Annotated in this window: 17 protein-coding genes and 1 pseudogene; 10 read left to right on the top strand and 8 right to left on the bottom strand. The window is 70.2% G+C overall.

What is annotated here, in order from left to right; all coding sequences use genetic code 11:
- Positions 1–9 precede the first annotated feature (9 nt).
- Both drmD and LQ326_RS19295 read left to right on the top strand, forming a co-directional pair.
- Positions 10–3,255 (top strand): DISARM system SNF2-like helicase DrmD, encoded by a 3,246-nt coding sequence (gene drmD / locus LQ326_RS19300; protein ID WP_234538383.1) that lies wholly within the window; start codon positions 10–12, stop codon positions 3,253–3,255.
- Positions 3,252–7,571 carry an Eco57I restriction-modification methylase domain-containing protein gene (locus LQ326_RS19295; RefSeq protein ID WP_372496892.1) on the top strand — a complete coding sequence of 1,440 codons (4,320 nt, stop codon included), beginning with the start codon at positions 3,252–3,254 and terminating at the stop codon, positions 7,569–7,571. The genes drmD and LQ326_RS19295 overlap by 4 nt, the downstream gene beginning before the upstream one ends.
- A gap of 70 nt (positions 7,572–7,641) precedes the next feature.
- Here the strand turns inward: LQ326_RS19295 and LQ326_RS19290 are convergent, their stop codons facing one another.
- Positions 7,642–7,842, bottom strand: coding sequence for a DUF397 domain-containing protein (locus tag LQ326_RS19290; RefSeq protein ID WP_234538402.1), 201 nt, complete (start codon positions 7,840–7,842; stop codon positions 7,642–7,644).
- Between the two features lie 2 nt (positions 7,843–7,844).
- Positions 7,845–8,666 (bottom strand): helix-turn-helix domain-containing protein, encoded by an 822-nt coding sequence (locus LQ326_RS19285; protein WP_234538381.1) that lies wholly within the window; start codon positions 8,664–8,666, stop codon positions 7,845–7,847.
- A gap of 251 nt (positions 8,667–8,917) precedes the next feature.
- Here LQ326_RS19285 and LQ326_RS19280 point away from each other — a divergent pair, with 251 nt between their 5' ends.
- The 3 genes from LQ326_RS19280 to LQ326_RS19270 all read left to right on the top strand — a co-directional run bounded on the left by LQ326_RS19280 (position 8,918) and on the right by LQ326_RS19270 (position 12,630).
- Complete coding sequence (locus LQ326_RS19280; protein WP_234538380.1) at positions 8,918–9,868, top strand: hypothetical protein; 951 nt, start codon at positions 8,918–8,920, stop codon at positions 9,866–9,868.
- 289 nt (positions 9,869–10,157) lie between these two features.
- Positions 10,158–10,631, top strand: coding sequence for an ATP-binding protein (locus LQ326_RS19275; RefSeq protein ID WP_234538378.1), 474 nt, complete (start codon positions 10,158–10,160; stop codon positions 10,629–10,631).
- Positions 10,632–11,982: 1,351 nt separating this feature from the next.
- The gene (locus LQ326_RS19270) at positions 11,983–12,630 is read left to right on the top strand and encodes a hypothetical protein (RefSeq protein WP_234538376.1); all 648 of its coding nucleotides are present in this window, start codon (positions 11,983–11,985) and stop codon (positions 12,628–12,630) included.
- A gap of 23 nt (positions 12,631–12,653) precedes the next feature.
- On the opposite strand, the gene LQ326_RS19265 is transcribed toward LQ326_RS19270, so the two are convergent.
- Both LQ326_RS19265 and LQ326_RS19260 read right to left on the bottom strand, forming a co-directional pair.
- A complete protein-coding gene (locus tag LQ326_RS19265) occupies positions 12,654–13,370 on the bottom strand; it encodes an 8-oxoguanine DNA glycosylase OGG fold protein (RefSeq protein WP_234538374.1) in 717 nt (238 codons plus the stop codon).
- An 89-nt stretch (positions 13,371–13,459) separates the two neighbouring features.
- Positions 13,460–14,044, bottom strand: a complete 585-nt coding sequence (locus LQ326_RS19260) for a hypothetical protein (protein WP_234538372.1) — start codon at positions 14,042–14,044, stop codon at positions 13,460–13,462.
- A gap of 327 nt (positions 14,045–14,371) precedes the next feature.
- On the opposite strand from LQ326_RS19260, the gene LQ326_RS19255 reads away from it, so the two are divergent.
- From LQ326_RS19255 to LQ326_RS19240, 4 genes are all read left to right on the top strand, one after another.
- Positions 14,372–14,701 (top strand): deoxyxylulose-5-phosphate synthase, encoded by a 330-nt coding sequence (locus tag LQ326_RS19255; RefSeq protein WP_234538370.1) that lies wholly within the window; start codon positions 14,372–14,374, stop codon positions 14,699–14,701.
- Positions 14,698–15,558 (top strand): SMI1/KNR4 family protein, encoded by an 861-nt coding sequence (locus LQ326_RS19250; protein WP_234538368.1) that lies wholly within the window; start codon positions 14,698–14,700, stop codon positions 15,556–15,558. Before LQ326_RS19255 ends, LQ326_RS19250 begins: the two co-directional genes overlap by 4 nt.
- 410 nt (positions 15,559–15,968) lie before the next feature.
- The gene (locus tag LQ326_RS19245; protein ID WP_234538366.1) at positions 15,969–16,634 is read left to right on the top strand and encodes a PASTA domain-containing protein; all 666 of its coding nucleotides are present in this window, start codon (positions 15,969–15,971) and stop codon (positions 16,632–16,634) included.
- 171 nt (positions 16,635–16,805) lie between these two features.
- The gene (locus tag LQ326_RS19240) at positions 16,806–17,081 is read left to right on the top strand and encodes a hypothetical protein (protein ID WP_234538364.1); all 276 of its coding nucleotides are present in this window, start codon (positions 16,806–16,808) and stop codon (positions 17,079–17,081) included.
- 339 nt (positions 17,082–17,420) lie between these two features.
- Here the strand turns inward: LQ326_RS19240 and LQ326_RS19235 are convergent, their stop codons facing one another.
- Both LQ326_RS19235 and LQ326_RS49145 read right to left on the bottom strand, forming a co-directional pair.
- Positions 17,421–17,912, bottom strand: coding sequence for a hypothetical protein (locus tag LQ326_RS19235; protein WP_234538362.1), 492 nt, complete (start codon positions 17,910–17,912; stop codon positions 17,421–17,423).
- Positions 17,913–17,954: 42 nt separating this feature from the next.
- Positions 17,955–18,185, bottom strand: a pseudogene (locus LQ326_RS49145) (DNA polymerase III subunit beta); the annotation flags it as partial.
- 329 nt (positions 18,186–18,514) lie between these two features.
- Between LQ326_RS49145 and LQ326_RS19225 the strand changes: the two are divergent.
- Positions 18,515–20,065, top strand: coding sequence for a hypothetical protein (locus tag LQ326_RS19225; protein ID WP_234538361.1), 1,551 nt, complete (start codon positions 18,515–18,517; stop codon positions 20,063–20,065).
- Here LQ326_RS19225 and LQ326_RS19220 read toward each other — a convergent pair.
- Both LQ326_RS19220 and LQ326_RS19215 read right to left on the bottom strand, forming a co-directional pair.
- The gene (locus LQ326_RS19220; RefSeq protein ID WP_234538360.1) at positions 20,050–22,725 is read right to left on the bottom strand and encodes an ADP-ribosylglycohydrolase family protein; all 2,676 of its coding nucleotides are present in this window, start codon (positions 22,723–22,725) and stop codon (positions 20,050–20,052) included. The two genes, LQ326_RS19225 and LQ326_RS19220, sit on opposite strands and share 16 nt — an antisense overlap.
- A gap of 273 nt (positions 22,726–22,998) precedes the next feature.
- Positions 22,999–25,548: a GmrSD restriction endonuclease domain-containing protein gene (locus LQ326_RS19215; protein WP_234538359.1), complete on the bottom strand. Its 2,550-nt coding sequence runs from the start codon at positions 25,546–25,548 to the stop codon at positions 22,999–23,001.
- Between the last annotated feature and the right edge of the window lie 18 nt (positions 25,549–25,566).

Below are 25,566 nucleotides of genomic sequence, written 5' to 3'. Positions count from 1 at the left end.
ACAGCGCTCATGACGTCGGCAGTTCAGCGTGCGACCGAGCGGACGGGGGCCGAACAGCTCCCCGAGGAAGGGAACCTCGTCGAAGTCCGCGGACAGTCGTGGGTGGTGGCCCGGGTCGAGCCCTCCCCGCGAGCCGGCGACGGCGACGACGCCCGCCGGGGCGCGACCCTGGTCCACCTCCAGTCCGTCGCCGACGGCCGCTTCGGCGACACCCTCTCGGTCATCTGGGAGGTGGAGCCCGGCCGCCGGGTGCTGCCCGCCGGCTCCCTCCCCGACGCCTCCACCGACTCCTACGACTCCCCGAACCGCCTCGCCGCGTTCCTCGACGCCGTCCGCTGGTCCGCCGTCGCCTCCGCCGACGCCAGGACCCTCCAGGCGCCGTTCCGTTCCGGTGTCGCCGTCGAGCCGTACCAGTTGGAGCCGGTCTCCCGCGCCGTCGGCGCCCCCCGCGTCAACCTCCTCCTCGCCGACGACGTCGGCCTCGGCAAGACCATCGAGGCCGGACTCGTCGTCCAGGAACTCCTGCTGCGCGGCCGGGCCCGCCGCGCCATGGTGGTCTGCCCGGCGGGCCTGACCCTCAAATGGCGTGACGAGATGGCCGAGAAGTTCGGCCTGGAGTTCACCATCGTCGACTCCGAGCACTGCGCCCGCCTGCGCCGCACCCACGGCACGGCCGCGAACCCCTTCCGCGTCCACCCCCTCACCATCGTCTCCCTGCCCTGGCTGCGCGGCCAGAAGGCCCAGCGCCTCCTCGACGAGGTCATCGGCGCCCCCGAGGAGAGCCCCGACGGCGAGCACAAGCGGTTCTTCGACCTGCTCGTCCTCGACGAGGCCCACCACGTCGCGCCCGCCGCGCCCAAGCAGGTGTACGCCGTCGACTCCCAGCAGACCAAGCTGATCCGGCGCCTCGTCCCGCACTTCGAGCACCGCCTCTTCCTCTCCGCCACCCCGCACAACGGCTACCCCGAGTCCTACACGGCCCTGCTCGAACTCATCGACGACCAGCGGTTCGCCCGCGGCGTCGACCCCGACAAGGAAGCCCTGAAGGACACCGTCGTACGACGCCTGAAGTCGACCGTCACCAACGCCGACGGCACACCTCGCTTCCGCACCCGCCGCACCCGTGAACTCCCCGTCGACTACACGCCGCAGGAACACGAGATCCACGGCCTGCTGGGGGAGTTCGCCGAGCAGCGCCGCAGGAAGCTCACCCCGAAGGCCCGGGGCGGGCGCCGCGCCGCCGACCTGGTGACCCTGCTGCTGAAGAAGCGCCTGTTCTCCTCCCCGGCCGCCTTCCTGCACACCGTCCGGGTCTACCTCTCCCACCTGGAGGACACCGGCCCGGCGAAGGGACGCGCGGCCGCCGCCGACGTCCCCGAGTGGCTGGAGGAGTTCGCCGACCTCGTCGCCGACCTGGACGACACCGGCCTCGTCGACGCCGAGGACGACGCCCTGACCCGCTCCACCTCGCTCACGCCCGCCGAGGACGGCCGGGAACTGGACCTGCTGCGGGAGATGGAGCGCTGGGCCCTCACCCACGAGGCCGCCCCCGACTCGAAGGCGGAGGCCTTCATCCGCGCGCTCAAGGCGATATGCCGGACGCCCGACGGCAAGCACTGGACGAACGAACGGGTCGTCGTCTTCACCGAGTACCGCGACACCCAGGAATGGCTCCACGACCTCCTCCAGCAGGAGGAACTGACCGACGGCGGCTGCGTCGAACGCCTCCACGGCGGCCTGTCCGCCGAGGAGCGCGAGCGCATCCGCCTCGGCTTCCAGGCCGACCCCTCCCGCGAGGAGGGCAAGGTGCGCATCCTGCTCGCCACCGACGCCGCCGGCGAGGGCATCGACCTCCAGAACCACTGCCACCGCCTGATCAACTACGACATACCCTTCAACCCCAACAAGCTCGAACAGCGCATCGGCCGCATCGACCGCTGGGGCCAGCAGCAGGACCCGGAGATCACCCACTTCATCGGCTCCGGCTGGCAGCAGGCCCAGGCCGGCTCCTACGAGGCCGACCTCGAATTCCTCTCCCGCGTCGCCAAGAAGGTCGCGCGCATGGAGCACGACCTCGGCTCCGTCAACGCCGTCCTCGCCGACGCCGTACAGCGCCGCATGACCGGCGACACCGCCCCCGTCGACATCGAGAACGCGCGCCCCAAGCCCATCAAGGGCCGCCGCACCGGCGGCGAGGTCGCGCCCGAGCAGAACGTCACCGCCCAGACCAAGCGGCTCGCCGACCAGTACGAGGGCACCGTGACCGCCCTCGGCCTGACCCCGGCCAACGTCAAGCGCGTCGTGGACACCGCCCTCGCCCTCGACCACCAGCCGCCGCTCCTGCCCTCCGACTCCCGCGCCGAACACTTCGAGCCCGGCGACCTCTTCGAGGTGCAGCCCCTCTCCGGAAGCTGGGAGCGCGCCACCCGCGGCCTCGCCCACAAACTCCGCGAAGGCGAGCAGCGCCCGCTCACGTTCTCCCCCGCGGTGGCCGCGCAGGCCGGCGACGACGTGGTCCTCGCCCACCTCAAGCACCCCCTCGTCGCCCTGTCCACGCGCCTGCTCACCGCCGCCGTCTGGAACGCCGACTCGGTCGGCCTCAGCCGCGTCACCGCCGTGGTGACCGACGACCCGGCGGTGACGACCACCCTGGTCTCCGCCTACGCCCGCTACGTGCTCGTCGGCACCGACGGCACCCGCCTGCACGAGGAAGTCCTGTACGCGGGCGGCTGGTTCGGCGACACCGGCCGCTTCCGCCGCTGGGAGTCGGTGAACGAGCAGGGCCGGGCCCTCTCCCAGGCGCTCACCGAGGGCACCGAGGCAGCCCCGCACCTGCGCAGGGAACTCACCGAGGCCTGGCCGGTGCTCCGCGACCCGCTCTACCGCTCCCTGGAGGCCCGCGCCGCCGAACTCGGCCGCCAGTTGGAGAGTCGGCTCGCCGACCGCCGGGCCGAGGAGGAGCGCCGTATCACCGCCACCCTCGACCGCTTCGAGGCCACACTGCGCGCCAAGCTCAAGGAGGAGGGCGACGGCGACGGCGAACAGCTCGCCCTGCTGTCCACCCACGAACTGACCGGCCACGAGCGCCGCCAGTTCGAGGACGACCGCCGCCGCTGGCGGGAACGCCTCGAAGGCATCCCGGCCGAGCGCGAGCGCGAACTCGCCGCCATCGCCGCCCGCTACCGCGAGCCCCGCTCCCACCTCTTCCCCGCCGCCGTCGTCTTCGTCGTTCCCGCAAAGGAGGCCCGCCGATGAGCCCCCGCCCTGCGAGCTCCGGCATAGCCGCAGCCAAGGCCCAGGCCGCCGACGGCCGCCGCCAGCACCAGGAGTGGCTGGACCTCACCGAGGTCTCCGGCCCCTTCCTCACCATGCCCGTCCTGCTGCGCGCCTGGCCCCAGCTCGACGCGCTGGAGAAGGACGAACGGGCCCGGCTGCGCGCACGCCACGCCGACTGGCAGACCGACACCACCGCGGGCCGCGACGAGTGGGTGGCGTACATCCTGAGCCGCCTCCTCGGCTGGAACGACGCCCTGACGCTCCGCGTGGGCCAGTCCGAGCACCACGGCCTCGACCGTCTCACCCTCCGCGTCGCCGAGCACAACACCGAGGTCCGCCCCGACTTCGCCCTCGCCGACCCGGGCACCGACCTCGCCACCGAGCCCAGCACCGAGGCCGCCGCCAAGCGGGTCCGGCTGCTCGGCATGACGGTCCCGGCCGGCACCGCGCCCACCGCGCGGGCCGGCGGTGGCGGCGACTGGGCCGCGGCCCCGGCCGACCGCCTCGCCCGCCTGCTCCGCCACCACGGCGTGCCGCTCGGCCTGGTCACCGACGGCCGCTGGTGGTGCCTGGTGTGGGCACCGCTCGGCGGCGTGACGACCACGGCCGTCTTCGACGCGATCGGCTGGAACGAGGCCGCCGAACGCAACGTCGTCCGCGCCTTCGTCTCGCTGCTGCGCCGCCGCCGCTTCTTCGAGTACGACGAGCCCGAGACCCTGGTGGGCCTGCTCAAGGCCAGCCTCGCGGCGGGCGAGGACGTCACCGAGGCACTCGGCGTCCAGGTCCGCCAGGCGGTGGAGCTGCTCGTGGACGCGATCGGCCGCGCGGACGTACGCGCGATGGAGGACGGCGCCCCCGGCCTGCACGCCACGGGTGTCAGCGCCGGCGAGGTGTACCGTGCCTCGGTCGCCGTGATGATGCGCATCGTGTTCCTGCTCTTCGCCGAGGAACGCGGCCTGCTCCCGGCGGACAACGAGGTGTACGCCCGGTCGTACTCCGCCCGCTTCCTCCGCGACGAGCTGAAGGCCCGCGCCGACGAGGAGGGCGAGGCGTCGCTGGAGCACACCAGGTCGGCCTGGCACCGCCTGATAGCCCTGTTCCACGCCGTGCACGGGGGAGTGGACCACCCCGGCTCCGGCCTCCACCTCCCGGCCTACGACGGCTCGATCTTCGACCCCGACGCCTACCCCTGGCTGGAGCGCACCACCCCGCTCCTCCCGATAGACGACCGCACGGTCCTGCACATGCTCCAGGCCGTGCAGGAGGTCCGCGTCGGCAAGGGCAAGGACCGCGAGGTCCGCACGCTCAGCTTCCGCGCGCTGGACGTCGAGCAGATCGGCTACGTCTACGAGGGCCTGCTTTCGTTCGACGGCCGCCGCGCGACCGAACACATGGTGGGGCTGATCGGCCCCGAGGGCCTGGAACACGAGGTGCCGCTGCGGGAGCTGGAGTCCCTGGCGGCGAAGTCCGGCGGTTCGCTGAAGGCGCTGGCGAAGGCCATCCACGAGAAGTGGAAGGACCCGAAGCCGCCCGCGACGGCGGGCCAGTTGGAGAAGAAGCTCGCCCCGGTGGCGGCCGAGGCTGCGGCGGAGACGCGTCGCCGCCTGAACGCGGTGACCAAGAGCCACGCCGGCCTGACAGAGCGGCTGCTGCCGTTCGCCGGCATCCTCCGCGACGACCTGCGCGGCCTGCCGACGGTCATCCCGAACGGCGCCTTGTACGTCACCGAGTCCTCCTTCCGGAAGAACACCGGCACGCACTACACCCCCCGCTTCCTCGCGGAGGAGGTCGTGCTGCACGCGCTGGAGCCCCTGGTGTACGAGCCGGGCCCGCTCCAGACGGCGGACACGGGGGAGTGGCGGCTGAAGTCCTCCGAGCAGATCCTGGACCTCAAGGTCGCAGACATAGCGATGGGTTCGGCGGCGTTCCTGGTGGCGGCCTGCCGCTACCTGGGCGACCGCCTGATAGAGGCATGGGAGAACGAGGGCCGCACCGACGCGATGGCCTACCGCGCCGGGCGAGCCGTGGAGGCCGTGACGGCGGCCGACGCGGAACAGGACCCGGTGGTCATCGAGGCCCGCCGCCAGATCATCGAGCACTGCCTGTACGGCGTGGACATCAACCCCATGGCCGTGGAGATGGCCAAGCTGTCGCTGTGGCTGGTGTCGATGGACCCGGGGCGCCCGTTCACGTTCCTGGACGACCGACTCGTGTGCGGCGACTCGCTGCTCGGCGTGCACTGCATGGAGCAGATCCAGGGCGTCCACATGAAGCCGAAGCAGCAGACCGACATCCTGGCAGAGCAGGCCCGGCAGTTGGTGGACCAGCTCACGCGCGAGCGCCTGGCGATCACCGCCATCAAGGGCGTCGACCTGCCGGCGCTGAAGAGGAAGCGGGAGCGGCTGGAAGAGGTCAACCGGCACTCGCGGCGGCTGCGACTGGTGGGTGACCTGATCGCGGGCGCGGCGCTGGCCACTTGTGCTTCGGGACGGGTGCCTTGGTACGCGGAGGACGGCGGCGAGCGGGTCCGGGACCTGTTCCCGCAGGCGGCGTGGACCGTCCAGCGGATCATGGAGGACGGGGTCGAGGACGACTCCGAGGTGGTGCGTCAGGCGCGGGCTCGGGCGGAGGAGTGGCTGGGGGCTGAGCTGCCGGAGGGGGCGCTGGAGAGGCGGCCGGTGCATTGGCCGCTGGTGTTTCCGGAGGTGTTTACGCAACGGGGTGGGTTCGATGCAATCGTGGGGAACCCTCCTTTTCTGGGAGGCAGTAAAATCACAGGTGCTTTTGGGGAGGCGTACCGAGAGTGCCTGGTTGACTATTCTGCGCACGGTACGCGCGGCAACGCCGACCTCGTGGCGTATTTCACTCTGCGGGTAAATTATTTGTTGAATTCGCAGGGGCAGAGTGGGTTGATTGCTACCAATACCCTAGCGCAAGGCGATACTCGCGAAGTAGGGCTCGATCAGTTGATCGAGCGCGGAGTGCAAATTCGGCGGGCGATCAAGAGCGAGAGGTGGCCGTCGAGGTCTGCGGCGTTGGAATATTGCGCCGTCTGGACTACCAATCAGATATCGGCGGATTCTTCTTTGATCCTCTTGGACGGCTCTGCTGTTGCGCGCGGTATTTCTTCGTCACTCGGTGCGTCGACGAGAATGTCCTCATGGGGGGAGCGTCTTAAGTGCAACGCTGATCTTTCCTTCAATGGGAGCAAGGCTGACAGTCTCGGGTTTACCTTGCCTGTGACGGAGGCAAGGAAGTGGATTGCTGAGAACGCGATATATGGCGAAGTTCTTTTCCCTTACTTGAACGGACAAGATCTCAATCAGAAGACGGGGCGGCCTCCTGGGCGATGGATTATTTTCTTTAAAGGATGGGCTGAAGAGGTGGCCATGAAATACCCCAAGGCTTACGGCAAGGTCTTGCGGGAGGTCAAGCCGGAGCGTGCTCTCAACAATCGGGCAGCTCGACGTGACCGTTGGTGGCAATTTGCCGAACGCGCGCCGGGAATGTATGCGGCGATTGAGGATCTGGATCACTGCTTGGTCGTGGCGCGAGTAAGTAAGGTGGTCATGCCGGTGCTGGTCCCCACTGGACAGGTCTTCAGTGAACAGCTTGTCGTCTTCGCCTCCGACGACCCCGCCCTCCTTGCCATCCTCAGCAGCGCCCCGCACTACTGGTGGGCCATCGACCGCGCGTCGACCATGAAGGGTGACCTCCGCTACACCCCCACCGACGTCTTCGAAACCCTGGTCCGTCCCCCGCTGACCAACCGACTCCGTGCCGCCGGAACCCGCCTGTACACTTACCGCGACGACCTCATGAAGGCCCGGAACGTAGGCCTCACCTCTACTTACAACTTGTTCCACGACTCCGCCTGTCAGGACCCCGAGGTCGTTGAGCTCCGGGCCATCCACGAGGAGATCGACAAGGCGACCGTGGAGGCGTACGGATGGCACGATCTGCTGAACGAGTCGGGGCAGACACCGCCTGTCGACCCGACTCACGAGACGTTTCCGTTGCAACACGGCTTCCACAGCACCGAGCAGGGGCCGCGCTACACGATCGGCCTGCTCGCCCGGACCGAGATCATCGACCGGCTGCGCCAGTTGAACCACCAGGCGTATGCCGATGAGGTTCACCGCGGCCTGCACAAGGGAGTGACGGAGAAGAAGGCAAGGGAGAAGCACCCCGACCTGCCCCCGCCCTCCCCGGAGGCTGTTCGGAAGCGCAAGGAACAGCTGGCCGCCCGAGGTGGTGCGGATTTCGGTGAAGGCGCCGAGGGTGCCCTCTTCTGAACCGTCGGCATGACAATGGGCTCGCTCAGGTCACCCCTGGTGACCTGAGCGAGCCCGTCTTTCTTACGTCCTACCTCACCGCGAGCGCCACGAAAGCCGCCCACTGGTCTTGGTCAATCCGGAGTACAGGCCCAACACCCGCCGCCTTGGAGTCCCGTACATACACGGCGTTCAGGCTGGCGGCCACCTCCACGCAGTCGCCACCCCCCGACCCGCTGTAGCTGCTCTTGAACCAGTGCAGCCCGTCCATGTCCTCGGTCACCTGCTCCATGTTCACGTCTCTCCCGCCAGCCGTTCGATGAGCCGCGCAGACTCCACGCCGTTCAAAGCCTGCGATCGCAGCTTGCCATACCGCAACCCGAAGGCGCTGGCCTCCGCCGGGTCCTGCACAACGCACCCGACTTCCTGGGACTCGATGTATCCGAGGTGTTGGTGCTCCTTGCTCTCCAGCAGCACGAACGGCCCGTTCAGGCCGGAGTGAAACCCGGAGACGGCAGGCATGACCTGCACCTCCACATTGCGCAACGCACCCAGCTCCAGCAGGTGTTGCCACTGCCCGCGCATGACCTCCGCGTCGCCCACCGGATTCCGCAGAGCCTCTTCACCGATGATGAACGACAACTCCGCGAGCGGCACCCGCGTCAACAACTTCTGTCGGCTCAGCCGGGCCTCCGTGTGCTGGTCGATGATCTCCTCGCTCAGCGGGGGACAGTGACCCGCGAACAGAGCCCGCGCATACCCCTCCGTCTGCAACAACCCCGGTACCAGCAGCGGGTCGTAGGAGAAGCGGCTGACCACCTCCGCCTCGATCAGCGCGAAGTTGCGGAAGAAGCGCGGCAGCTTCGCCCTGTCCACCTCGTCCTGGAGGACTTCCAGCACACCCCGCGCCTCCAGTACCCGGTCCGCCGCCCTCGTGAACGCCGCCTTCGCCGGCCGCCGCCCCTGCTCGACCGAGGCGACCTGCTCCTGCGAGTAGCCGATGGCCTCCCCGAGTTCCTGCTGGCTCATCCCGGCCCGCTTGCGCAGGTGCTGGAGCAGCCTGCCGTACGCCGACCACGCCCCCGGCAGGTCGCGCCCCTCGTCCTTCGTCCGCACCGTACGACCGTTCCGCGGCTCCCGCGCTTCTCGCGTCTCCCGCACCGCCCTCACGCCCTTTCGTCCCGAAGCACAACCACCCGCCCCCACCACCCCGGGGCCATGTCCAACGCGGGCTGCGAGGACCGGGACACGCCTCGGGGCCCGTACAACGGCCGTACAGAAACCCGTACGACACCGGACTCACCATCGGTAAGGTGGGGATCTTCGGGCGGCGTCGGCCCCCGGAGTCCCCGAGGTGACCGTTCCCGATGTCACGTCACGCGATGAGCGACCACGCCGATGCCGCCGTGCAGGAGGCGTGGAGCCTGCCCGCCGCGGATGCCTCGCGGGGGCAGAAGGCCCTGTGGTGGACGGTCGGACCGGCCGGGGAGCTGGCGGTCATGCTGGTCCACCGGCGGTACCTGGAGCGCAGCCCCTACGTCAAAGGGTGGGTCGGGTGGCGGCCGAAGGACCCGTTCACCGGCGAGCTGGTCACCGTCACGAGGCAGGGGGAGCGGCGTACCCTCGTCGAGGACGTCCGGATCTGGCCCAGCCACCTGGCCCTGCTCCCGGACTCGCGGTTCCTGCTGGTGAGCGGCCGTACGCGGCGGGGCGGTACCGAAGGCGCCTGGGAGCCCAATGCCGTGGTGTACTCCGCCTCGGGGACGCCCGAGGGTGAGTTCTGCGTCGGCGACGACATACCCGCCCTGGTGACCGACCGCCGCGGAGGGATCTGGACCGCCTACGGGGACGAGGGCATCTACGGCGGCCACCCGGAGTCCGCGGCCGGCCTCGCGGGCTGGGACGCCGAGGGCCGCGCGACCTGGCACCCTGGCGGCCGGTTGCCCGACCACCCGCTGGAGGGCTGCACGGCCGCGACCGAGGACGACCGGGTGTGGCTGGTCTGGTACTCCGGCAGCCGGTCCGGCACCCACCTGACCCGGATCACCCCGTCCACCGGCGAAGTCACCAGCCACCGCAGCCCCGTACGCGACCCGGACGGCTTCGCGGTCCGCGGCGGCCGGGCGGTACTGACCCGCCGCCATCACAACAAGCGGACCGTCGACCTCACCCGCGCCGAGTTCGACGGGACGACCTGGGCGGTGACCGAGCGCCGCACCCTCGACGTACCCGGCCGGGTCGTGTTGCGCTGCGGTCAAGGCCGCGACGGCACCCTCTGGCTCCGCACCGGCGACACCTGGCTGCGCGTCGAGGTGTGACGGCCCGGCCGCGGCGGTGTGCCCGGCCGAACGTGCAAGAGGCCGCTCACCGGGGGCATGACGGAAGGCCCCGACCACACAGCCATGCCCGCCCTGATCCGGTGGTAGCCATGAAGCCGACCGGACCTGAGGCCCCGCACCGCATCCGTGTCCGACCCCCTGATCCCGTAACGCCCGTACAACTGGCCGTACGGCCGGCTCCAGGATCAGCCGTCTCCTCCGTACAGCGAGCCAGCAGTACGGCCGTCGTACCTGGTCAAGCCACTCCTGAACCCGTCACGCTGCCCCCGTGACACACCCACACCTCACCGACGAGCCGAAGCCCCCGCACTCGCCCGCCCTCCACCTGGCCCTGCGCTTCAGCAGCACCAGACGAGGCGCCTGCCTCGCCCGTCGGCTCGCCGTCCAGCAGTTCACCGAGTGGACCGGCCTCCCGCACAGCTCCGACCCCGCCCGAACCGTCGCCCTCGTCACGGCCGAACTCGCGGCCAACGCCATCCGCCACGGCAGCCTCCCCGGCCGCGACTTCCGGCTCGCGCTGCTCCTCGTGCCGTACCTGTTCCGCATCGAGGTGACCGACACCCGCCCGGAGCGCCTCCCCGAGCCCACTCCCCGCGCCTCGCACTCGCTCGACGCCCCATCGGGACGGGGACTGCTGCTGGTGGAGTCGTACGCCGAACGCTGGGGCTGGGAAAGCAGGGACGCCTACACGAAGACCGTGTGGGGCGAAGTGGCACTCCCCTCCTCATCCGGGTTGCCGTAGCGAGGCAGCAGGCGACAACGACCTCAGCGAGATGGCTCTTGTGAACTTAGCGCACGGAGCAGATACTGTGCTGGTTCGCGTCGCCCGTGCCCGGTTGGGCGGACACTTCCGGGCGTTTCCTGTGAGGTCCCGTGCTCGACCACCGTCTCGTGCAGACAGCCGTGATCGGCAGCAGCAGCTCCGACCATCCGGTGATCCTCCCCATGGGAGCCGCGGAGCTGGAAGCCTGGCGCAGGCGCCACCCCCGCTACACGTACTGGTGTGGCTATGAACTCGGCGGCTGCGGCGGCAAGTTGATGGACCGGCTCTACCACGACAAAGTATGTCACTTCGCCCATGTGGCCGGTGGCCGCACCTGCGGCCGTGCTGCCACCGGCGAGTCCAGCGCCGACCACCTGTTCATCAAGCGGGGCCTGCGCGACCTGCTGGGCAAGCAGGGGCAGCGGGGCGATGTGCGGACCCATGACCTCGGCTCGGGACCCGGCGGCGCGGTGGACCTGCACCTGCCCGCCGCCCGCCGCAGGCTCCGCTTCCAACTCGCGCGCCTCGACTACCGAAGCTGGCGCACGGCGAACCTCGCCCTCAGCGGCGGCGTCGACGAGGTTGACTGGCTCTTCGGCACGGACGGCCCGCTCACCGAGGAACTCCTCGCCCGCAACGGCTACAGCCTGCGGTTCCGTCTGGAGACCGTGGGCGGTGAGCGCCGCGTGTTCATCGGCACCCGGACCTTCGACGAACGGTCCGTCCGCTGGAGCCCCCTGGAGGAGTGCCGGATCGGGGAGGCCGGCCTGCTGACACCGTCCGCGGAGGCCATGCGCGGGCCGGCCCGGCGTCCGGAGCCGTTCGCGTTTCCCGTGGTTGTCTCCATGGTCTTCGCCCTGGACCCGGAAGCTCCCGTCCCCGGCGACTCGCAGTTCGCCGCCGAGGGGCGCCGCCTCGTCATGGCGGACGTCAAGCCTCTCGGCAGCCCCATCGTACGAGCGGTGTTGTCCCTGCCGGGCGACAGCGCACTGCCTCCGGCGCAGTACGTCTACCGAGCAGTCGACCGCGCACGTCTACTGGTTCGTGAAGGCGCCGGCGGATGGGCCGTCCACCTGGACCACTTCGTGCGACTCGACGCACACCAGGCCGCCCGCACGGGCCTGGCCCGGGTACTCCCCGAAACCCCTGAGGCGAAGCCGGTCACGGCCCCTCGGGCGCGGCAGACGGTTCAGCAGCCGACCGTCGCGGCCGCGAGGGCACAGCCCCCGGCGGCGGACCAGCAGCGTCGGGCGAGCGGGCTGCCGCACCGAGAGGGCGCACACAGCGCTGGTCCGCCCTCGCCGCGCAACTCGGTGAGCCGCTCACCAGCATGTCCGCTTCCGAGCGCATCGACTTCCTCGTCGAGGTCGACAGCCCTCTGTGGGACACCAAGGCAGTACTGTCGGTGCTGCTTCGCGACGATGACGGCCTCTTGTCCTGCCTGCCCGCTGTTCTGGAGAAGCTCGGAGTGCGGGGTGCCGAGGCCCTGTCCGCCGATTCACCGGCCCTGCGCGCCTGGGCGAATCAGGAGAGGGAACGGGCCATCGCGCTGTACGCGAAGCCGCCTCGCCCCGTGTCGAGCCGACCGCCCGTCACCAGTCCGGCGCGCACACTGACCGCGCAGCAGTGGAGGGAGGTGGGCGCGTCGATCAGACGCGTCCAACAGCAAAAGACCAAACAGGACCGGACGAAGGCCCAGGACTCCACTGCCGAGGAAAGACGGCAGGTCCGCGAGTCGGTCGCCCGCATCGAGGGGAGGATGTCCGTCCTCGGTAAGGCGTTCATGGCGAGCAATCAGACACGCCGGACGATGCGCGTCGCCCGCGCGTGGCTGACCCTCACCGCCCCTGGCGCGGTGATTCCTGTCAACCGCTCGCCGCGGGAGGCGCAGGCGCTCAGGACGAGCGCGGCCGAGCTACAGGCCGAACTGAACGGAATCATGGTGGAGTTGATGTCAGTGACGGCCAAGTCCTGTTGATCGCCCCGCAGGCACCTTGAGGGCTACGCCAGTTGCTTGCCATGGGCGAACAACGCGGCCTCGATCTGGTCCGGGAGGACGCCCGCTCGCTGGGCTCGCTCGTAGGCGAAGGACAGGTACCGGCCGTAGCAGGGTGTTGTCCATCCGCTCGTGCGCCACTTCTCGCCGGTGTCCTCGGCCCGCAGAGCCAGTGCGACGAAACGGTCCAGGATCAGCGGCCGCCATGCCGCCGCGCCCGGCTCATGAGCGGCGAAGTAGAGCACCTTCGTGAAGAATGCCGGGCCCAGGTATTTGATCCGCTGGTCGTTGTTGAAGGCGTAGTACGCCGCGACGGGGCCCTCTTCCCGCAGCGTGCCCAGCGCGGCTTGCAGGCGTGCGTCGATGTCCTCGGCGGAGGCCGCCGCGAAGATGTCCGCGCGACGCGCGACCGACCGGGCCTTGGTGCCCGTGCCCCAGACCAGGGCGGCGGTCAGCAGGTGCCGACGGCCCTCGACGGTGTCCGAGCGGCGGGCGACAGCGAACACCGTGTTGCGGTCGACCCTCCGTCGGCCGGCCACCGTCGGGCAGTCGTCGAGTTCCGGCGGCCACCAGTCGACGCTGGGCAGACGAGTCAGCCAACGAGCCCGGTCGAAAGGAATCGCCTGGCCGAGCACCTCGTCACGGCTGGGAACGGGGATCCCTGGCGGCATGGATTCCACGTCGGCCGACGCCTGGTGACACTCAGCAGCGCTGTCCCGCATGTACTGCTCCTCGGTCGCCTGATTGCCCGGTGTGAGCCTATGCCTCAGCCCCAACGACGGAACAGCCGGCGATGGAATCTTGTGATCCTCTACTCCTCTTGTGAACTCAGTACATGAGAAGATACTGACGGCTCTTGTTTCGCTCCGGCCCGGCTGTGTGATTTTCCTCGGACGTCTTCCTGCGAGGTTTCATGCTCGACCACCCGGTGATCCTGCCGATGGACGCGTGGGAATCGGACAGATGGCGCAAGGCCCACCAGGACCACACCTACTGATGCGGTCTGCAACTGGGCGGCTGCGGAGGCGAGCTGAGTGATCGCCGCTATACGACGAAGGTGTGTCACTTCGCCCACCACTCGACCGCTCCGGTCTGTCACCGCGAGAACAACGGTGAGTCCAGTGCCGACCACCTCTTCATCAAACGCGGCATGGAACGCCTGTTCACCGAACGGAAGGTGCGCGGCCGGGTGAAGACCCGTGGTCTCGGAACCGGCCCTGGTGACGTGGTCGATGTACATCTGCCTGACAGTCGGCGCCGACTGCGCTTCCAACTCGGCCCGGTCGACTACCGGACCTGGTGCCGGGCCGACGACGAACTCGGCGCGGACGCACAAGACATCGACTGGATCTTCGCTGCCGAAGGACCCGTCACCCGTCACCTCCTCAGCCGCCACGGCTACTGCCTCAGGGTACGACCCGGATCTCGGGGAAGGCGAGGCCGTGCTCACGCATCACCGTTCCGCAAAGGCGGCCCAATGCGGCCCGGCGCGCCGCCCGCCGTCAGCGCAACAGGTCGTTGTCAGAGGTGCCTGCGACCGTTTGCGCATGGATGAGTGGGTTGAGCAGGTCGACGAGCGGGATCACGTATCTGCCATGGTGCTTCGCAGCGAGGCCGTCCGCCTGGGCTTGCTGCGTCGGGTCGCATGAGCATGCCGGTGTTCGAGAGGCCCTGGGCCCGTAATCCCGTCGAGTCCGGCCCGGGTGCCGTCTAACCTGGCGGCATGAGCCATGCCAAGACCTCGTACGTCTGCCTTCCGTGCAGGGCCTCGTACAAGCAGCCGTACGACAGGGACCGGCAGCGGATCTGTCCGCGCTGTGCGGGGACGCTGATTCATGTGGGGTCGGCCTTCGCCGCGCCGCCGCGCCGGGACACCGCGGCCTGGAGGGCACTGTCCGTCCTGCTGCACGCGGGTGTCCGCTTCCACAAGAGCTGTTGCGGCGGGCCCGGGTACCGCCCGCGCACCGTGAGGGAGGTACGCGAGCGGATGACGTACGCCCGCCGTACCGGCGAGCCCTTCGCCAAGGCGCTCGTACGCCGCGACGTGCCGTGACGGGTAATCCGGGCCTGGTGCGGCTCGTGCCGCCGCCGGCGGCTCCCGTCGACGCCCGCGGCAGTTGGGCCGCCGCGGAGACCGGGCTCGGCGTGCGGCTGCCCGACGACTACAAGTGGCTGGTGGAGACGTACGGGCGGGGCGAGTTCTGCGACTACGTCCGCCTGCGGAGGCCGTTCGGCAGGAGCGGGCACGACAGGGTCGAATGGCAGAGGGGCGGGCCGTCGGGCACGCCCGGGAGACACCAGGGACGGTACCCGTACCCTCTCCATCCGGCGCCGGGAGGGTTGCTGATCTGGGGCGCCACCATCGACGGCGACCAACTCTGCTGGCTCACCGAGGGCGAAGCCGCGAGCTGGTCCACCGTGGTGCGGGACAGAGCGGGGCGCTACGAGCCCCACCCCATGGGCGCGGCGGGGTTCGTCGAGGCATGGACCGGGGGACGCCTCGCCTCCCGGTTGCTCGCGGACATGGAGCCGGATCTGGCTCCGTGGTTCACCCCGTTCCGGCCCCGTATCCACCGCTGCCTCCGGCTCGCCGAGAGCCCGCTCGCCCACGACCAGCGCCTGGCGATCCTCCGGCGGGCCCTGGCGCCGACCGTGGACCGAGGCAACTGGCGCTCGGAAGACGGTGACTCGGGCCAGGACCACTTCGCCACCGCGGACACGGACTGGCTGCTCACCTACGACATGTCACACCCGCACCAGATCCGGATCTCGTTCCCTCCGAAGGACATCGAAGCGGTCGGGCGACGCCTCTTCGCTGCCGTCCGGGAGATGCGGTGTGCGGTGGTCCAGCACACTGCGCTCGACGGCGTGCCGCTACCGGCCTGGGACACGCCCGACAAGGACGCGTAGCCGTCGCGCGCGCCGACCGGCTTCCGTGGCGAACGCCGCCGCGGCCGACGGTCAGGCGGGGCAGTCGGCCCGCGTGGTGGCCGACATGATGTCGACCACGGAGTCCAGAGCGTGCTCGTACTCCAGCGTGTTCTTCTTCATCGCGCTCTCCCCCCTCCCCGGTGCCCGTTCTTGAGCCCGGCTCAGAGCCTGGACGCCCGCTGCCCGCCGGGCAGACGTGCGCGCCAGGTTTCCAGCATGAAGTTGTGAACTCAGTGCACGAACTGCATACTGGGCCGGCCGGTTGCCATCGAGGGGTCCCCGGCCGACCGTCGGCCGAGCGTCCTGCCGGGCCCGGTCGTCGGTACGGCGGGCCGAACCTGCCGACGCACAACGGTCCACTCCCGCCTGAGACATCCCTGGGGTTAACCATGCGCATCACCCGCACCTCCGCGACCGTCGCGCTGGCGCTCGCCGTGCTCACCGCCTGCGGCCCGACCGCCGGCACCGGCGCGGACGCCAAGCCCAGCGCCCCCACCCCCGAGGCGTCGGCCACCCCCACCGGCGAGGGGACCCGGGAACCCGGGGACGCCCAGGAATCCCCGGCCACCACCGAGGCCACCGCCGTGCTGCCGGACATGGTGGGCAAGGGACTGCAGAGCGCCCAGGACCAGGCGCAGGCCGCCGGCTTCTACTACCTGACGTCGCACGACGCGCTCGGCCGGGGGCGCAACCAGATTCTCGACCGGGACTGGAAGGTCTGCGCCCAGACCCCGAAGCCCGGCAAACGCGCGACGGACACGAAGATCGACTTCAGCACGGTCAAGCTGGAGGAGACCTGCCCCGCGGGCGGTGACCAGGGTGAACCCGAGAAGGCCGGCTCCACCATGCCGAACTTCGTGGGGAAGTCCGTCAAGGTCGCCCGCCAGGCGCTCGACGGTTCCACCAGCATCACGGTCAACGACGCGTCGGGCCAGGACCGTTGGGTGCTCGTCGAGTCGAACTGGGCGGTCTGCTCGACCGATCCGGCGGCCGGGGCGAAGCTCGACGGGCAGCCGGTGACGATCGAGGCCGTCAAGTTCGGCGAGAGCTGCTGACGCCGTCGGGGCGGGTACCGGCCCCAAAGACCTCCACGCACTTCCGGCGCATCACACCTCTTCCCTGCCCCGCACCCGGCGAGCCCGCCGGTTCGCGCAATGTCGCCCCGCGCGACCGAACGCACTGGAGCGGGACTGTTCACGCCCGTATCGAACGGAGAACCGGACGTCATGTTCAACATCAATCTCGGCACGGTCGACGCACAGATCGGCGGCACCGTCGCGCTGAGCATCTTCAACGATCCCAGCTTCGGCAACCGGGCCGTGATGACCGCCCACTACGAGGATGAAGACGCGTTCGAGGACTCAACGGTCATCCTGATGCTCGACACGGCCCAGTTGGACGTACTCGCCAAGGCGATAGAGCGCGCCCGCGAGGCGCTGGCGGCCGCGGAACAGGGCGGCATGGTCGGGCTCGCGACCTGGGCGGAGAAGAACGCCGGGTGACGCCGTCCGTACGGGTCGGTCCTGAAGAGGGCCGGCCCGAACCCGGATACAGGGCGGCCACTTCGGACCCGGGCCAGTAGCTGGACCATCACCGGCGGGCGACGGCGAGCGCGACACCGCACTGCGACGAGGCAGTCGTCGGGTGGCTCGGCCGCCCTGGCGAGCACCGCCGATTCCTGGGAACGACGAAGGCCCCCTGCGTTGGAGTTGGTAAGGCTCCGGGGGCCTTCGTCTGAGAGGAGAGAGCGCTCAGGAGCACTGCCCTCTTGATCATCGTACATGAGGCGGAGTGCGCCAGGATGCCCAGGGCGTGGCGGTCGCAGCCTGTGGGGTGACGGTTCAGCGACGGCGGCCAAGGGTCGGAAGTCCCCCTGAGACAGTGCGGAGGCCGGTGGAAGATCCGAACTCGTCGGCTCGCTGCGCGTCGACACGGCCGAGATAGGAGTGCTCCTGGCGGCGGCGCTCCTCCTCACGGCTGCGAAGCAGGAGCAGGGCTCGTTCGGCGTCATCGGACAGGCGTGCTTTGAACGATTCGGCCAGGGCGCCGACAACCAGGATGCCGACCGCGTTGCTCGCCGTCAGAACGGTGACCTCGGGAGCCTGCCGAGTGCCCGTGACCCGCACCTTCAGGCCCGGCCCCCGTACTCCTCTGCGCGCGTTGGTGGCCAGCCGCCGCAGAGCCGTCATGTTCTCCGGCAGGGGCACCTCGACCGGCACACCTGCTTTGATCTTCTTCAGGGACACGACCGCTTGGCCGTCCGCGCCTATGGCCACCCACATGCCCAGCACTGGCCACTTCCGGTTCACACGCCGGGGCGAAGCGATCTCCATTTTCTGATCATATCCGCGCTCATGTTCTGTTGAAGACGGACTTCAGTCCTCCAGACGCACCGGCATCAGCAGCGAGAAGGCGCGTTCTGCGTCGGGGCGGCGGATCGCGAGCGGTGCGGTGGGGGCGCCCAGTTCGAGGACCAGGGCGTCCCGGGCCGCGGCCGCGAGCGCGTCCAGCAGGAACTCGCGGTTGACGCCGACGTTGTCCAGGCCGTCGTCACCGTCCGCGCAGACGATCACCGTGCCGTCGTCCGCCGCCCTGAGCACGCTGACGGCTCGGAATGTGGAGAACTCACCGCGGGCGTCGGCCAGGCCCTGTTTCAGGCGGCGCAGGTATGCCTGGAGGAGCCCGCGCACCAGGTCCGCGTTCGCTGGACCAGCCGGCCAGTACCAGCCGGATGTCCGCCAGGGGCATGCCGGCCCGGCTCAGTCGGGCCAGCACCTGGGCCTCTTCAGTTGGCCGGGCGTGAATCGTTGTGAACTTAGCGCACGACAGCACATACTGATGGCCTTTGACAACGGCTGCCTCATGGGGAGTGGGCTGCCCGGTCGTCCGGCGACCGGGCAGATCGGTGGCATCAGCAGAGTGGGAGAGCCTGGGCATGGGTGGGAACGACGCGGACAGAGAGAAATTCATCCAGTTGGGATGCGGTCTCGAAGACGCCGACATCCTGGTTCGTGCGGGCATCGACCCGGACATCGTCGGTATCCGTGCCCGTGACGCCGTCGGCTTCGCCTCCGCTGCCGTCCATCACGGTCTGGCTGACCCCAACGGCTGGCTGGAGGCCGCAGGTGGTGATCCGGATGAGGCATGGAAGGCCTGGGCGACGGACTCCGTGGAGGGTCCTGTGGGCGAAGGGGACGACGAAGGTGACGCAGACGGGTACGACGAGGGCGACGGCGGCTGTCGCGTCTACGGCTGGGTGAGTGCCTACATCGGCAGCGTCGGCCCGGGTGAGTACACCATCGAGCTGTACGACGATCTGGGGCTGCCGGGCAACGCCACCTACGTGGACACGCTGACCTTCTCCCTGCCCGTGACCGCTGTGGCCGGTTCTCCGGGGGATCGGGACGCCTGCGTCATCAAGGCGGCCACCGAAGAACTCGCCGCCTACGGATGCACCCCGGGATCCGACTTCCTCGGCAGGGACGGCAGCTTCAGTGTCCAGGTGCAGGGCAACGATCGCGCCCTGGAATGGCTCGAGGACCAGCGGTCGGTGGCGGAGAAGCTCGAACTGCTGCTCGCGGGGCTGCACGGTCTGCTGGACGATCCGGCGGCTGTCCGCACAGGCCGCGACCGGCCCGCTGTCGACGTCATCGCGGAATCCCGCTCAAGCGGGCCGGTCCCGGAAGATGCTCGCACCTCGATCGTCGACTGGGACGACCGCGAATCGTTCTTTCAGGAGGTCGCTGCGCAGCTGCCGGACCAAGTCGTGATCGAGCGGTATCACGGCGGCTGGGCCAGGCGCCTTGACGGAGCGCGCGACCTGAAGCATCCCGGTCTGCGCGGTCTGAAGGGTGCGCGGGCGGAAGCGGCGCGGCACGATGACGAACTGAGCGGGTTCACCGCGGCGTTCCGCTCTGGCGACAAGGTGCATCGTTACCGGGTCCAGGCTGACTGGGCGGAGGAACTCGACCGCTGGCTGAAGGGGTGGGAGCAGAGCATCAGGGCCGTGCGGGAAGAGCAGTCCTCCTTTCCCCACCTCAAGCGGTGGGGAAAGGAACTGCGCGAGGCCCTGCTCAACGACGAGCAGTACCTGGCGGGTCAGACGCCCTCAGCTCAGGACCGCCGGGGCGCTGAGGTCGCACGCAGCATGTTCGGCTCCGACTGCCCCGTGCAGTCCCTCTACATCCGGCGCGCCCTCACCAAGGCGCGGGCCGGGCGGACCGAACTCCTCCTGGAGCGGCAGCGGGAGCAGTGGAAGGCCGCCGTTCCGGCCTGGGCGGCCGGGCTGGCCGACTCGGCGGACTTCCAGCAGGGCACGACCGCCGAACGCGCCATGCTCGCCAGCAACCTGCTGTACGCGCACGACCCCGCGGCCGACACACCCGAACTCGTCCGCCTGCTGCGCACCGCGGCCGCCGCTCTCCTGCCATCGGACGACCAGAGCGCCGCCGACAGGGCTGCTGCCGCTGGTCACCAGCCGGGGTAGCGGCCCCACCAGTGCGGGTCCCAGCCGGCGGTGTACTCGCTGCCGCTGGGCGAGTCGGTGATCTGGGCGATGAGGTCGCGGGCCAAGGTGTCGAGCACCCAGGCCAGTTCGTGCCGGCTCACCAGATCGACCGGCAGCGCCTCCGCGCCGTGCGCCGCTCCGAGCAGCGCGCCGGCCACGCAGGCGACCGAGTCGCCGTCCGGCGCCCCGGCGGCGAAGTGCAGCGCGTCGGTCACCTGATCCCGCTCCGGGAAGGACGCGGCGACGTACACACCGCCCAGCAAAGCGGAGGGGGCGGTGGCGTCCGGCGCGACGTGGGCGAGGAAGTTCGCGTCGGCGGGATGAGTGCCGGCACGATCGAGTGCCCTGGTGAGCTGCTCCAGTTCGGCGCCGGTCATGACCTCGCGAAGGAAGCGGATGCCCTCCCTCAAGGCACGCCGCACCTGCGGTCGAGCCCCACTGGTCAGGCAGCGCGCGGCCAGCACGACCGCGTGGGCGGCAGCGGACTGCGCGGCGGGGTCGCCGTGGGTGAGGGCGGCCATCGCGCGAGCTTCGTCGACCCAGTAGTCCGAGCCGTGCCCGGCCACGGCCACGGCGACAGGCAGGGTACGAGTGAGGGCGTGGCAGCCACGGCTGGCGGTGGGGTTCCCCAGGCTGCCCGACCCGCTTCCGGACAGGGCGGTGACGGTCGCGGGCGCCGAACCCCGCCGCTGCGCCAGCATGGGCACCTGAGCGAGCCAACCGTCCGGCCACGCTCCCCCTTGCCCAGACCCGGGGTGATCCAGCAGTTCTATGCCCTGCAGATCAGCCCACCGGCGGTAGGCGTGCCACACCACCCCCGAGGGTGAGCAGATCCCCTTGTGGTCACCCCGCACGAACGCGCGGATCGTCCCCTCGGCCGTGAAACAGGCCAACTGGGTGCTCACCCCGGCCCGCAACGAGACGTCGGCGGGCAGCTTGCCCCGGGCCGCACCGAGGGTGTCGCCCACGGCCAGGCCGAGCAGCAGTCCTCGGACACGCGAGGCCGCCCACTTCTCCCTCAGGAACTCGGTCTGTACCTCCGGCTCAAGGGCAACGTCCGGCAAAGCCTCCTGCTCCCCGTCCTCCTCTTCGGGCCAGCTGAACAGCGAAGCCTGGCTGTCGACCGGCGGACCGGCCAACGCATGCACGGCCTCCAGCAGTTCGACGTGCGCCGACAGTTGCCAACCGTGCACCAGCACCTCACGCAGTTCCTTCAGCGCGGTCCCGGCGTCCGCGCCGGTGGCAAGGTGGCTGTACACGGCGGCGACGGCCGGGGTACGGCTCTGGCCGGCGGCGCAGTGGAGCAGGACCCGCTTGCCCGCGCCACGCAGCCGCAGCACCTCACGGGCGGCCTGGTCCACCACGTAGTGCAGGTTGGCGTTGTCGCCGTCGTTGTCCACCAGCCAGACGCGCACGTGCTCGGCGTCGGCGTCGGGCAGCACCGGGGCCGCGCCCATGCGGCACAGCGACACCACCGCGTCGACGGCGACCGGCTCGGCCCCTTGGAGCAGGGCGAGGTTGCCCAGCAACACCCCGGGGTCGTGCGGGTGGGGCACGGCGAAGCCGCGGTGCGCGCCGGCCGGGACGGGGACGCGGGCCGCCGAGGGCCAGCCATCGCCGTCGTCCTGCCCGCCCCGGGCGGTGCGCACCGCCAGGCGCACCAGGTCGACGCCGGTGAGACCGGGCCAGCCGTGCACGGCCTGCTGCCACTCCAGCGGGATGCCGGAGCAGCCCCAGCGCGCGCCGAGCAGGGCGCCGGCGATCGCCGCGACGGTGTCGGTGTCGTTCCCGGCCCGGACCGCCGCCTCCAGGGCCAGACTCAGGTGCTGGGCGGGGAAGCTCTGCTCGGCGGGGGCCAGTTCGGGGACGGGGGTGCGGGTGATCGCCGACCAGGCGGCCTGGAGCGCGGAGACGACCCAGCCGTTGGGGGAGAAGTGGTGCGGGGGGTGGGCCTCCGCCTCGTCCAGCCGCTCCACCCAGAGAGCTCGGCGGTCAGCCGGCAGCAGGTCCAGGCCGGCGTGTACGCCGTCGAAGGTCCCCTCCAGCACGGCGGTGCGGATGCCCGAGCACCACAGCACGCAGGCGTCGGCGCAGTCGGGGTCCGGGTGGGTGAGCGCGCTGACCGCGACGGCCGCCTCGGCCATGGCGGCCGCGTCCCCGAGATGGGCGAGCGCGACGATGCCGGTGCGCATCAGCGAGCCGTTGCCCGCGCTCTGGGGGTGGCGGGCGGCGTAGTCGCGGGCGGCTCCCAGCATCGCCGCGCCCGCGGTCCCGGACGCGTGGTCCGCGGCCGACAGGACGGCTTTGGTCTGGTTGCCGACGTCGCTGGCGCCCCCGGCGAGCCAGCGCCGGAAGCCGGCCGCGATCGCGTCGAGGGCGTCGGGGCCGCGCAGATCGGCCCCGGTCGCCGCCACCTCGGCGATGCACACCTGCATCTGGGTGTCGTCGGAGTACTCACCGGGCTTGTACGGTCCCAGGCCGCCGCCGATCATCCGCGGCTGCTGGTCGTCCCGAAGGGTCGCCTGGAACTCGTACGGCACGCCCAACGCGTCGCCCACCGCGGCGCCGAGCAGTACCCCTGCGGCCCGGTCGGCTCCGCGCGCGTCGAGGCGGGGGTTCGGTATGCGTGTATCGGCCACGGATAACTCCAGGTGTTCGGTGGCGCGCGGCGGGCAGGCCCGGTCGGCGGGGCGTCAGGTGGGATCCCGTTCGGGGCGGCCGGGACGGGAGGAAGGGTGCGGCGTCCGTCCCGCAGGTCGCGGTCTGCGGCGCTTGACGCCTTGTCAGCCTTGCACGACACCCCCATTATCGTCAATAAGACGATAGTGGGGGTGGTGCGAGAGGGCCTTCGCGCGGGTCGGCTCCGCCCCCGCCGGGCGGGTGTGCCTCAACGCGGGGAAAGCGGCAAGGTCTCAGTCCCGCCGCCGCGCCAGATCCAGCGCCGCCACCCCCACGAACCAGTCCAGCACCTCGCAGATCTCGTCACCGTGCCCGGCGAAGACCGTCACCGGGAAGGAGGGACGCAGTTCCAGCTTCGCCTCGGGCAGGTCGATGCCGTCGATCTCGTTCAGGCGGTTCAGCAGTTCCCGGCGCTGTTCGGTGTCGTCGAAGGGCGTGCGGGACTTCAGGTATTGGAAGACCACCTCTACCGTGCCGCTCACCGGGTAGATCGCGACCGGCCAGAGCAGGTGCTGGCTACGGCTCGTCCCGGCGTCCAGCATCGGGAAGCAACTGGTCTCCTCATAGCGGCCGTAGTTGACGTAACCGCCCTGCCGGCGCCAGAAGTCGAGGGCCCCCATGACGCCGGGTTGCGCGTCCGGCCAGTGCTCCTGCAACTGGGTGCGGAAGCGCTCGGCTGCCGCCGCATCCTCCCCCTCGGGGAGCGGATCGTGCGCCGTGGGCTGTGCGACGTCCTTCCCCAGCAGGGTGGCCAGCTCCGCCGCGGTCAGGCGTTGCGAGCGGTGTGCCCGGCCCCAGGTGTCGAAGCGCACGCCCTCGCTCGTCAGCAGCTCCTGCGGCGGCTGTCGGTCGTCGCCGTCCGGCCAGCGGAAGGAAGGAGAGATCTTGCCTTCCGAGGTGAGCACCCGGTAGGCGCCGATCACCGTCGAGTTGCCGCCCAGGTACGCTCCGACGGCCACCGGGTGGCTGCCGATCAGCTCGGCGACATCGCCGTACGTCGTCCACGTGCCGCTCGGCATCGCCACCAGCGCGGCCCGCAGCTCGGCCCAGCCCGGGGACTCCTCACCGGCCGATTTCACCCCGCCGATCGGGCCGGGCCACAGGCCCACCGCGCGCTCGGACAGGCGGTCGGCACGCGCCAGGATCTCCGCCTTGCCCCAGCGCTGCGCCGAGGCGATCTCAAGGTTCATGCGCAGGGCGCTGGAGTCGAGGATCTGCTGCTTGCGCTCGAAGGGGTGGTTGGACAGTTTGGAGTTGTCGCCGGTCAGCGTGAGGTTGCCGAGGGTGTGCACCAGCAGGTCGTGCAGTTCCTGCGGAGCCTGGTTCGGCTCCGTCTCCTCGGAGAGGAGGTCGAACCACGCCGGAGCGGGTCGCTGCGGCAGGACGTGCTCCACGCTCAGGGACGCCCTGGCGAAGTCCACCGGCTCGGAGGGGCGGTAGCTCTCCTCCAGCCGGCGCAGGATGTAACTGCGTTGCGGAGGCCGGCCGCTCCAGTAGAACGGCTTGGTGCGGATCGCCTCGCGCAGCTCCTCGTCGCTCGGCCAGCGGCGGCGACGGCCGGACAGGAACCGCCGTACCGCCTCGGCGGCGGGCCGGTCGGTCTCCAGCTCCTTCGGCGCCTCCATGAAGATCCGGTTGAGGCCGGTCGTCGGCGTCTGGCAGATCAGGCGCCGTACCAGGTAGGACTCGACGTAGCCGAGCGCCTGCGCCGCGTCGTCGGGTGTCGTCCGGCCTGCCGCGAGCAGGTCCAGCAGGTGCAGGGCGAGCGGGTAGTGCGTCTGGCCGCCCCAGGAGGCCAGGCGTTCCAGGACCGCGCGCAGGGCGGGGGACTGCTCACGAGCGGGCTCGACGATGCGCAGGAACCTGCCGGCCCGCTCGGCCAGCTGTTCGATCTCGTGCTGCAGCGCGTCCTCGTCGCCGGCCAGCGGCTGGAGCCGTTTCTGCTGCTCCCGGTAGATCTCGCTCTGCTTGGTCTTGTAGTGGCCACGTACCACCAGGTCGAGCCAGACCAGCAGTTCGAGGTTCTTCGGGCCCAGGCTCTGCTGCATGGGCAGCCACAGCTCCTGGTAGATCCGTTCGCCTCGCTTGGGCAGCAGCATGAAGACGTAGTTGCGCAGGAGGTCGCTCTGGCTGAGCCCGACACCCGTGTTATTGATCGACTCGAAGATCCGGTAGACGTTGTCGCCGGACTCGGCGGTGATCTCCACGATGGAGAGCAGATCCTTGAGGACCGTCTCGACCGTGGCGGTCCACTGCACGTCGTTCGCCTCGTGGCCCTCGGCGAGCGCACCGCGGAAGAACCGGTAGGCGGCCCCGATGTTGTCGCCACCGCCGGCGTCGGCCCGGGACTGGACACAGGCGGTGTACGCCTCACGGTCGGCCTGCGTGGGAAGCAAACGGTAGTGGTCCGCGCCCTCGTGGAACTCGTTGACCAGTATCTGGCGGTGCACCCGGTCCACACCGCGCGCGTCACCCGTCTCCTTCAGGTGGTCGCGCAGCGCCGTGAAGGCCAGCATCAGCGTGGTGAGCCGCTGCTGCCCGTCCACCACCAGCCATCTCTGCACCCCGCCTGCCTGGATCTGGCCCGGTGCGAGCACCACGGAACCCAGGAAGTGCGGCGCCGCCGTCTCGCCGGCCAGATGCTGTTCGACGAGTTCCCCGACGTCCTCCCACAGCCGCTGGAGCTGTTCCCTGCCCCAGCTGTACGTGCGCTGGTAGAGCGGCACCTGGAACTGCTTGTCCCCTTGGACGAGCTTGAGGAAGGTGATTTCCTGGGCGCGCATGCGCCTCCTTTCCCGCGT

The sequence above is a fragment of the Streptomyces shenzhenensis genome (assembly GCF_021462265.1).
Lineage (GTDB): Bacteria > Actinomycetota > Actinomycetes > Streptomycetales > Streptomycetaceae > Streptomyces > Streptomyces shenzhenensis.
Note: the sequence above shows the minus strand (reverse complement) of the source record. Positions and strands in the feature narration are given on the sequence as shown.

What these genes read in the sequence shown, in the direction of transcription:
- LQ326_RS19265 (WP_234538374.1), bottom strand. Translation starts at nt 13,370, where the DNA reads ATGCGGGACAGCGCTGCTGAGTGTCACCAGGCGTCGGCCGACGTGGAA.
- LQ326_RS19295 (WP_372496892.1), top strand. Translation starts at nt 3,252, where the DNA reads ATGAGCCCCCGCCCTGCGAGCTCCGGCATAGCCGCAGCCAAGGCCCAG.
- LQ326_RS19245 (WP_234538366.1), top strand. Translation starts at nt 15,969, where the DNA reads ATGCGCATCACCCGCACCTCCGCGACCGTCGCGCTGGCGCTCGCCGTG.
- LQ326_RS19255 (WP_234538370.1), top strand. Translation starts at nt 14,372, where the DNA reads ATGAGCCATGCCAAGACCTCGTACGTCTGCCTTCCGTGCAGGGCCTCG.
- LQ326_RS19280 (WP_234538380.1), top strand. Translation starts at nt 8,918, where the DNA reads ATGTCACGTCACGCGATGAGCGACCACGCCGATGCCGCCGTGCAGGAG.
- LQ326_RS19290 (WP_234538402.1), bottom strand. Translation starts at nt 7,842, where the DNA reads ATGGAGCAGGTGACCGAGGACATGGACGGGCTGCACTGGTTCAAGAGC.
- LQ326_RS19235 (WP_234538362.1), bottom strand. Translation starts at nt 17,912, where the DNA reads ATGGAGATCGCTTCGCCCCGGCGTGTGAACCGGAAGTGGCCAGTGCTG.
- LQ326_RS19225 (WP_234538361.1), top strand. Translation starts at nt 18,515, where the DNA reads ATGGGTGGGAACGACGCGGACAGAGAGAAATTCATCCAGTTGGGATGC.
- drmD (WP_234538383.1), top strand. Translation starts at nt 10, where the DNA reads ATGACGTCGGCAGTTCAGCGTGCGACCGAGCGGACGGGGGCCGAACAG.
- LQ326_RS19240 (WP_234538364.1), top strand. Translation starts at nt 16,806, where the DNA reads ATGTTCAACATCAATCTCGGCACGGTCGACGCACAGATCGGCGGCACC.
- LQ326_RS19215 (WP_234538359.1), bottom strand. Translation starts at nt 25,548, where the DNA reads ATGCGCGCCCAGGAAATCACCTTCCTCAAGCTCGTCCAAGGGGACAAG.
- LQ326_RS19270 (WP_234538376.1), top strand. Translation starts at nt 11,983, where the DNA reads ATGTCCGCTTCCGAGCGCATCGACTTCCTCGTCGAGGTCGACAGCCCT.